This is a genomic window from Streptomyces sp. NPDC046261, assembly GCF_040646235.1.
Taxonomy (GTDB): Bacteria; Actinomycetota; Actinomycetes; order Streptomycetales; family Streptomycetaceae; genus Streptomyces.
Window position 1 is genome coordinate 89,329 of sequence record NZ_JBEYZU010000023.1, and the last position, 7,305, is coordinate 96,633.

8 protein-coding genes are annotated in these 7,305 nt (G+C 70.2%); 1 reads left to right on the forward strand and 7 read right to left on the reverse strand.

The features are described from left to right. Positions 1-159: 159 nt before the first annotated feature. Entirely contained in the window at positions 160-1,347 is a 1,188-nt protein-coding gene (locus ABZ956_RS27490; RefSeq protein WP_361899113.1) for a DUF5667 domain-containing protein, read from the forward strand. 120 nt (positions 1,348-1,467) lie between these two features. Here ABZ956_RS27490 and ABZ956_RS27495 read toward each other — a convergent pair whose 3' ends face one another. The 7 genes from ABZ956_RS27495 to ABZ956_RS27525 all read right to left on the reverse strand — a co-directional run bounded on the left by ABZ956_RS27495 (position 1,468) and on the right by ABZ956_RS27525 (position 7,130). Further along, positions 1,468-2,508, reverse strand: coding sequence for a lysophospholipid acyltransferase family protein (locus tag ABZ956_RS27495; protein WP_361899116.1), 1,041 nt, complete (start codon positions 2,506-2,508; stop codon positions 1,468-1,470). 14 nt (positions 2,509-2,522) lie between these two features. Next, a complete protein-coding gene (locus ABZ956_RS27500) occupies positions 2,523-3,569 on the reverse strand; it encodes an NAD-dependent epimerase/dehydratase family protein (protein WP_361899119.1) in 1,047 nt (348 codons plus the stop codon). A gap of 219 nt (positions 3,570-3,788) precedes the next feature. Then, positions 3,789-3,887: an AURKAIP1/COX24 domain-containing protein gene (locus ABZ956_RS27505; RefSeq protein WP_003948845.1), complete on the reverse strand. Its 99-nt coding sequence runs from the start codon at positions 3,885-3,887 to the stop codon at positions 3,789-3,791. Between the two features lie 110 nt (positions 3,888-3,997). Then, complete coding sequence (locus tag ABZ956_RS27510) at positions 3,998-4,207, reverse strand: helix-turn-helix domain-containing protein (protein ID WP_361899122.1); 210 nt, start codon at positions 4,205-4,207, stop codon at positions 3,998-4,000. 128 nt (positions 4,208-4,335) lie between these two features. Next, entirely contained in the window at positions 4,336-5,151 is an 816-nt protein-coding gene (locus tag ABZ956_RS27515; protein ID WP_361899124.1) for a phosphatase, read from the reverse strand. A 124-nt stretch (positions 5,152-5,275) separates the two neighbouring features. Then, the gene (locus ABZ956_RS27520; protein WP_361899127.1) at positions 5,276-6,448 is read right to left on the reverse strand and encodes an acetoin utilization protein AcuC; all 1,173 of its coding nucleotides are present in this window, start codon (positions 6,446-6,448) and stop codon (positions 5,276-5,278) included. Positions 6,449-6,485: 37 nt separating this feature from the next. After that, the gene (locus ABZ956_RS27525) at positions 6,486-7,130 is read right to left on the reverse strand and encodes an HAD family hydrolase (RefSeq protein ID WP_361899130.1); all 645 of its coding nucleotides are present in this window, start codon (positions 7,128-7,130) and stop codon (positions 6,486-6,488) included. Positions 7,131-7,305: the final 175 nt, after the last annotated feature.

Consider the following 7,305-nt stretch of genomic DNA (forward strand, 5'->3'; position numbering starts at 1 on the left):
CGTAACCCGACTGCCGCGCCGCTCGTTGTCCGGGATGCAGACTTCCCCATGCCGCGTCGTGCCCGTATTCACTCACTCGATCGAGTGGATGCTCTCAAGGCATGCAACCCTTCAGGTGCCCAGGGGAGTCGACCGTCATGACGAGAGGAGGTGCCGCCTGTGATCGCGAATGTATCGGCGCACCGGCGGGCGAACGCCTTCGCCCAGGCCCTGGAGGACCAGGACGTCCAGGGTGCTGCGGCCGCACAGTCCGGCCCATCGGCGGAAGACGCCGAGCAGGCAAAGCTGTTGACCCTGGCGGGCGGGCTCGGCGCGTTGCCGGCTCCCGAGCTGGACCCCGAGGTCAAAACCGTGCAGCGGGCGCAGCTGATCGCCGCCATGGAGGCCCAGTTCGCCGGAGCCGCCGTCCCGGAGCAGCGCTCCGGCGGGGGCGACCGGCGGACGAGCGCGCTGAGCCGGCTCAGGCCGCGCTCACGCTGGTCCAAGGGGCTGGCGGCGGGCGGGCTCACGGTGGGCGTGGCGGCGGGCGCGTTCGGAGGTGTCGCCGCGGCGAGCTCCAACGCCCTGCCCGGCGACACGCTGTACGGGCTCAAGCGCGGCATGGAGGACCTCAAGCTCGGCATGGCCGACGGGGACTCCACCCGGGGCGGCCTCTTCCTCGACCGGGCCACCACACGGCTGCAGGAGACCCGCCGGCTGATGGAGCGCGGCCGCTCCGGTGAGCTCGACCAGGAGTCCCTGGCGGAGATCCGCAAGACCCTCTCCGGCATGCGGCACGACGCCGCCGAGGGCCACCGGCTGCTGCACGGCGTCTATCAGCGCGACGGCTCGCTCGGCGCGATCGAGCGGCTGTCGACGTTCGCCTCCTCGCAGCGCGAAGGATGGAGCTCGCTGCGCGAGCGGCTGCCGCACCAGCTCACCGACGTCATCGACGACGTCAGCTCGGTCTTCGCCGCCATAGACGATGAGGTCGAGCCGCTGCGGTCCCTGCTCCCCGACGACAAGAGCGGCAAGAAGGGCTCCGGCAGCCGCGAGGGCGGCTCCTCGCACGGCTCCCCCGAGAGCGCGGGCCACTCCGCGCCGGCGTCCAAGGCCCCGGCCACGGCCGACGGCAAGCACCCCGGCAGCAAGCCCCCGCAGTCCTCGCAGGGCACCCGCGACGAGCACGAGGGCCTCCTGGGCGGTACGGGCCTGTTGCAGCCCGCCCCGAGCTCCGAGGGCGCCGGCACGGACCGTCCCTCGCACGGCAAGGACGGCAAGCCGTCCAAGCAGCCGGACATCACCATCCCGCCGCTGCTCCCGGACATCCTCCCGGGCCTCGGCATCCACGGGGAGGACGACAGGTAGCGGCATAGCGGCATCAGGGCGCACGACAGCGGCGGTCGGTGTCTTCCGGGGAGAACCTCGGAAGACACCGACCGCCGCTGTGTGGCCGGAAGGCTGTGTGGTCCGAAGAACGCGGGCAGGTCAGAAGAACACCGACCGCCGCTGCACGAGCAGCTTGTACAGCGTGTGCTGAATCGTTTCCCGGACCTGGTCCGTGAGGTTGAACATCAGCATCGGGTCGTCCGCCGCCTCCGGCGGATAGCCGTCCGTGGAGATCGGCTCCCCGAACTGGATCGTCCACTTCGTCGGCAGCGGCACCAGCCCCAGCGGCCCGAGCCAGGGAAAGGCCGGCGTCAGCGGGAAATAGGGGATGCCCAGCAGCCGTGCCACCGTCCGGGAATTGCCGAGCATCGGATAGATCTCCTCCGCCCCGACGATCGAGCACGGCACGATCGGCGCCCCGGCACGCAGTGCCGTCTGCACAAAGCCGCCCCGCCCGAAACGCTGCAGCTTGTAGCGCTCGGAGAAGGGCTTCCCGATCCCCTTGAAGCCCTCCGGCATCACCCCCACCACCTCGCCGCGCTCCAGCAGCCGCTGTGCGTCCTCGGCGCAGGCGAGGGTGTGCCCGAGCTTGCGGGAGAGCTCGTTGACGACCGGCAGCATGAAGACGAGGTCCGCCGCCAGCATCCGCACGTTCCGGCCGGCCGGGTGGTGGTCGTGCACGGCGACCTGGAGCATCAGCCCGTCGACGGGCAGGGTGCCGGAGTGGTTGGCGACGATCAGCGCCGCCCCCTTCTCCGGGATGTTCTCGATGCCCTTCACCTCGACCCGGAAGTACTTCTCCTTGAAGGGCCGCAGCAGGGAGAGGATGACCTGGTCGGTGAGCTCCTGGTCGTACCCGAAGTCGTCGACGTCGTACTCGCCGGTGATCCGCCGCCGCAGGAAGTTCAGCCCGTGCGCGATCTTCCTGTCCCAGCCGCCGCCGTCCGGCTCCCCGCCGGCGGCGGCGCCCTGCTCGGGCTGTTCGGCCGTACCGCCCGCGGGCTGCTGCTTCTCCTCGCGGGGGACCGGTACGGGCGCCAGGGGCACCGGCGAACGGTTCGTACGGCCCTGGCCCGCGCGCTTGGCCCGCCTCTTGGACCGGGGCTCCTCGCCGAACGGAATGACCTTCGCATCGGCCATGGTGCGTGCGCTCCTCAGTTCTGGCCGCGGCCGGCAGGCATCAGCGCGGCGATCCGGTCGACGGTACGGGCGAGGGTCTCGGGCGGCAGCAGGCCCGGCGGGCGGCTGCGGACGAAGTCCGCGAACGCCTCCGCGGTGGTGTACGTGGGATGGAAGCCCAGGGTCTCGCGCATCTGCGTGGTCTGGACGACGCGCCCGTGCGTGAGCAGCCGGATCTGCTCGGGCGAGAAGTCCAGGGCGCCGACCGACCGCAGCGCGGAGCCGACCCAGGTCACCGTGGGCAGAAAGAAGGGGAGGGTGGGGCGCCCGAGGCGCCTGGCGGCCTGCGAGAGCAGCAGCACGCCATCGCCCGCGATATTGAACGTGCCGCTGTTGAGCGTGCCCCGGCGCGGCTCGCCGGTGGCGATCCGCAGCACCTCGATCGCGTCGTCCTCGTGCACGAACTGCAGGCGGGGGTCGAAGCCGAGGACGCTGGGCAGCACGGGCAGGGAGAAGTACTCGGCCAGCGGCGAGTCGGCACAGGGCCCCAGGACGTTCGCGAAGCGCAGGACGCACACGGCCACGTCGGGCCGGCGGCGGGCGAAGCCGCGCACGTACCCCTCGACCTCCACGGCGTCCTTGGCGAAGCCGCCGCTGGGCAGCGACTTGGGTGGCGTGGTCTCGGTGAAGACCGCGGGGTCGCGGGGCGCCGAGCCGTACACGCTCGTGGTGGACTTCACGACGAGCCGTTTGACGCTGGGCGTCTTCTGGCAGGCGCCGAGCAGCTGCATGGTGCCGATGACGTTGGTCTCCTTGACCAGTGCCCGGCTGCCGCGCTTGCCCAGGGGGGTGCCGTTGACGTCCATGTGGACGACGGTGTCGACGGACTGCTCCGCCAGGACCCTGCCGATCGTGGGATGGCGAATGTCCGCCCGTATGAAATCGGCCCCGCCGAGGTGGTGCTCGGGTGGCACCGCGTCCACCCCGATGACCCGGTCGACGTCGGGCTCACGCTGGACGCGGCGCACGAAACGACCGCCCAGCTGCCGTGCGACTCCGGTGACGAGCACGACCTTGCCCAAGATCAGCGCCTTCCTTCCCACCCTCGCCCGGCGAGTGGTGCACTCACCGGCCGGTGCCCTGTGGCGGCCACCGTAGCGGGTCGTTGTTGCACTGTGATGACCGCCGGACGGGTCGGGCGTCATTTCAAGCCGTAGCGAAAGATTCACTCACCGCAACGCACCGCAGCCCTCCCACCGACGAACGGTGGGAGGGCTGCGGGACGTTCACAGCGGCGTTGCTTACTTCTTGTTGCGACGCTGAACACGCGTGCGCTTGAGCAGCTTGCGGTGCTTCTTCTTGGCCATCCGCTTGCGCCGCTTCTTGATAACAGAGCCCACGACTACCCTCGCTTACATCGATTCACTCGGTGCGGGGCGTCCGAGCCCACACGACCTACATCGGGCCAGCCTACCCGGCACCGGGCGATCGGCGTAATCCGAGGGGACGATCAGGCTGTTTCCACCCCCACGAAGGACTCCCGGAGGTACTCGTGCACTGCGTTCTCTGGGACCCGGAAGGACCTTCCCACCCGGATCGCCGGCAGATGACCGCTGTGCACCAACCGGTACACGGTCATCTTGGACACTCGCATCACCGCGGCGACTTCCGCCACGGTTAGGAACGCGACCTCGCTCAGAGGCCTTTCGCCAGCAGCCATGACACACCTGAACCTTCCGCACATGACGCGCACCGGCTTCCCCTCCGGTGACTCCTCGTCGCTGCGCGCTCACTCCCCAGACTAGGGGCGGGTGATGCGAGTGGGGAAGAGGAGCAGCCATCGGCCGCCTACTGTGACAGACACGCTCGATTGAGTACATAGCGAGTAAGCGGTCGGTAGTAATCAGACCGCACAGTGTCATCAAGCGGAACGGCCACGGACACCCGGCCCTCGGCCTCTCCGACGAACAGCGCGGGGTCGTCCGAGTCGGCCAGCCCGATGGCCTCAATGCCCAGCTGACCTGCCCCGCAGACCCACCCGTGGTCCCCGATGACCAGGGCCGGCAGGGGTCCGCCGGCGTCCGCCTGGGCCGCCAGGACGGTACGAACCGGGAGGGGTGAATGGGTATGCGCGCCGGGCTCACTTCCTGCGGGCCGCGCGCCGGGTTCGTGCACCATCGCTACTCCTTGGACGTAGTCGAGACGGTAGGTGCGTACGCCGAACCGGGTCGTTATGTCGACACTTTGCCCCTGCGCCGGGGTGAGGACACCGCATCCCGCCGCCGAGAGACCGGCGGCCAAGGCGGCGTAGAAGCCAAGGAGCCGATGCGGATGCCCGGTGCCGAACAGCACCGGCGCCCCGGTCGCGGCGACCGTCGCGAGACGGTCGGCGAAGGCATCGAGTGCCACCAGCGTGCGATCGGGGTCGATCACATCATGCCCTGAAGTGTGCTTGGGATCGTCCGAAACTCCACACCTCTCCCCCATCAATCGCAACAAGTCGACGAAGCGCCAGTCGTATTTCGGCTCCAGACCGATCAGCGCCCGCGGATCCCGGGCCGCGAACATCCGGTAACGGCTCAGACTCCGCTCCCGCGGCGTGGCCACGTCACCGGCCAGACGGGCGGTCAGCAGATGCGCCCGCAGAGCGCTTCGGGTGAGCACGGGACCTGGGGTGGTGGCGCCTGAGGTCGACACGAGCCTGATGCTTACGGAACAGCCCGCCGCACGCCGGGGTTTCCCGCCCGACGTCCCACGCGCGGGCTAACGCCCCACGCCCGCACGGGACTTACGGCAGCAGCCCATGACAGGGGAACACCGCACGGCGGGTGGCGAGGATCGCCTGGTCGACCCGATCGGCGGGGTCGTAGCCGGAGCCGGTGAAGTCCCGCCACTGCGGCTTACGCCCGTCCGTCATCCGCAACGGCCCCAACTGCCGCGTCCGCCGGAAGACTTCCCCGCGCCACTCCTCCGGCACCGGCGACTCCGGCTCGACGGGCCGTCCGGCGGCGATGCCCACCAGGTGAGCCCACGAGCGCGGCACCACGTCCGTGACGGCGTAGCCGCCGCCTCCCAGGGCCAGCCAGCGGCCTGCGGCGTGTTCGTGCGCCAGGTCGTGGCACGCGGCCGCCACGAGCCTCTGCGCGTCCACGGACACGGTCAGGTGCGCGAGCGGGTCCTCGAAGTGCGTGTCCGCGCCGTGCTGGGTCACCAGCACCTGCGGCCGGAAGGCCCCCAGCAGCTCCGGTACGACCGCGTGGAAGGCCCGCAGCCACCCCGTGTCCCCCGTTCCCGCCGGCAGCGCCACGTTGACCGCGCCGCCCTCCGCGCCCTGTCCGCCGGTCTCCTCGGGCCAGCCGGTCTGCGGGAAGAGGGTGCGGGGATGCTCGTGCAGAGAGATCGTCAGGACCCTGGGGTCCTCCCAGAAAGCGGCCTGCACACCGTCCCCGTGGTGCACGTCCACATCCACGTACGCGACGCGCTCGACGCCGAGTTCGAGCAGCCGGGCGATGGCGAGGGCGGCGTCGTTGTACACACAGAACCCGGACGCGCTGCCCGGCATCGCGTGGTGCAGCCCGCCGGTGAAGTTCACGGCGTGCAGGGCGTCCCCGCGCCACACCGCCTCGGCGGCGCCCACCGACTGTCCCGCGATCAGCGCGGCCGCCTCGTGCATGCCCGCGAACGCCGGATCGTCGGGCGTCCCGAGACCGTACGACCCGTCGGCGGACCGGGGGTCGGCAGAGGCGGCTCGCACGGCCTCGATGTAGTCCTGCCGGTGGACGAGCCGCAGCGTGGAATCCCCCGCGGGCGCGGCCGCCACGACGCGGGCCACACGATCCAGCCCGTATGCCTCGACCAACCGCATGGTGAGCGCGAGGCGCACGGGGTCCATCGGATGCCCGGGCCCGAAGTCGTAGCCCGTTACTGCCTCGTCCCACATCACCTGTGCGCGGCCGCTCATGGGCGACACCGTAATGGATGACTCAGACGAGGATGGCTCAGACGAGAATGCGAGAGAGTTCCGTCATATCGGCGAAGTGGCCGGTCGCTCCGGTCAGGCGTTCGGCGGGCGTCATGGCCGTGAAGCCGTAGACGTCGATGCCGGCCGCGACGGCCGCCTGGATGCCGAGCGGACTGTCCTCGACCACGACGCACCGGGCCGGCTCCACGCCCATCGACCGTGCGGCGTGCAGGAAGAGATCCGGCGCCGGCTTTCCCCGGCCGACGTCCTCGGAGCTGAATATCCGTGCGTCGTCGAACCACTCGGTCAGGCCGGCCGCGCGGTGACCGGTCCGGATGCGCTCGTGGCTGCCGGAGGACGCGACGCAGCACGGAATGCCGGCGGCGGCCAGGATCTCCAGGACCTGCGCGACGTTCTTCACGGGCTGGAGCTCACGGGCGAAGGCGGAGAAGGTGCGCGAGTGAAGGGTGTCGTCGAAGTCGTCGGGGAGGCGCCGGCCGGTCCGCTCGAGGACCAGGTCGTGCACCCGGTGGACGGCGCCACCCATGAAGTCCCGTACGGACTCCTCATAGGTGGTGGGATGGCCGAGCTCCGTGAGGTACTCGGCGAGGATCCGGTTGGCGATGGGCTCGCTGTCGACGAGTACACCGTCGTTGTCGAAGATGACAAGGTCATAGCGCATGACGTCACCCTAGGCGTCACCCCTAGGCGCGACGCTGAGCCCAAAAATGCCGCCTGAACGCAGGATTTCCGCAACCCCGTCTGAACGCAAAAATGCCGCAGGCCCCGAGTCAAAGACTCAGGGCCTGCGGCTTCACAATTTGTTCGGCGGCGTCCTACTCTCCCACAGGGTCCCC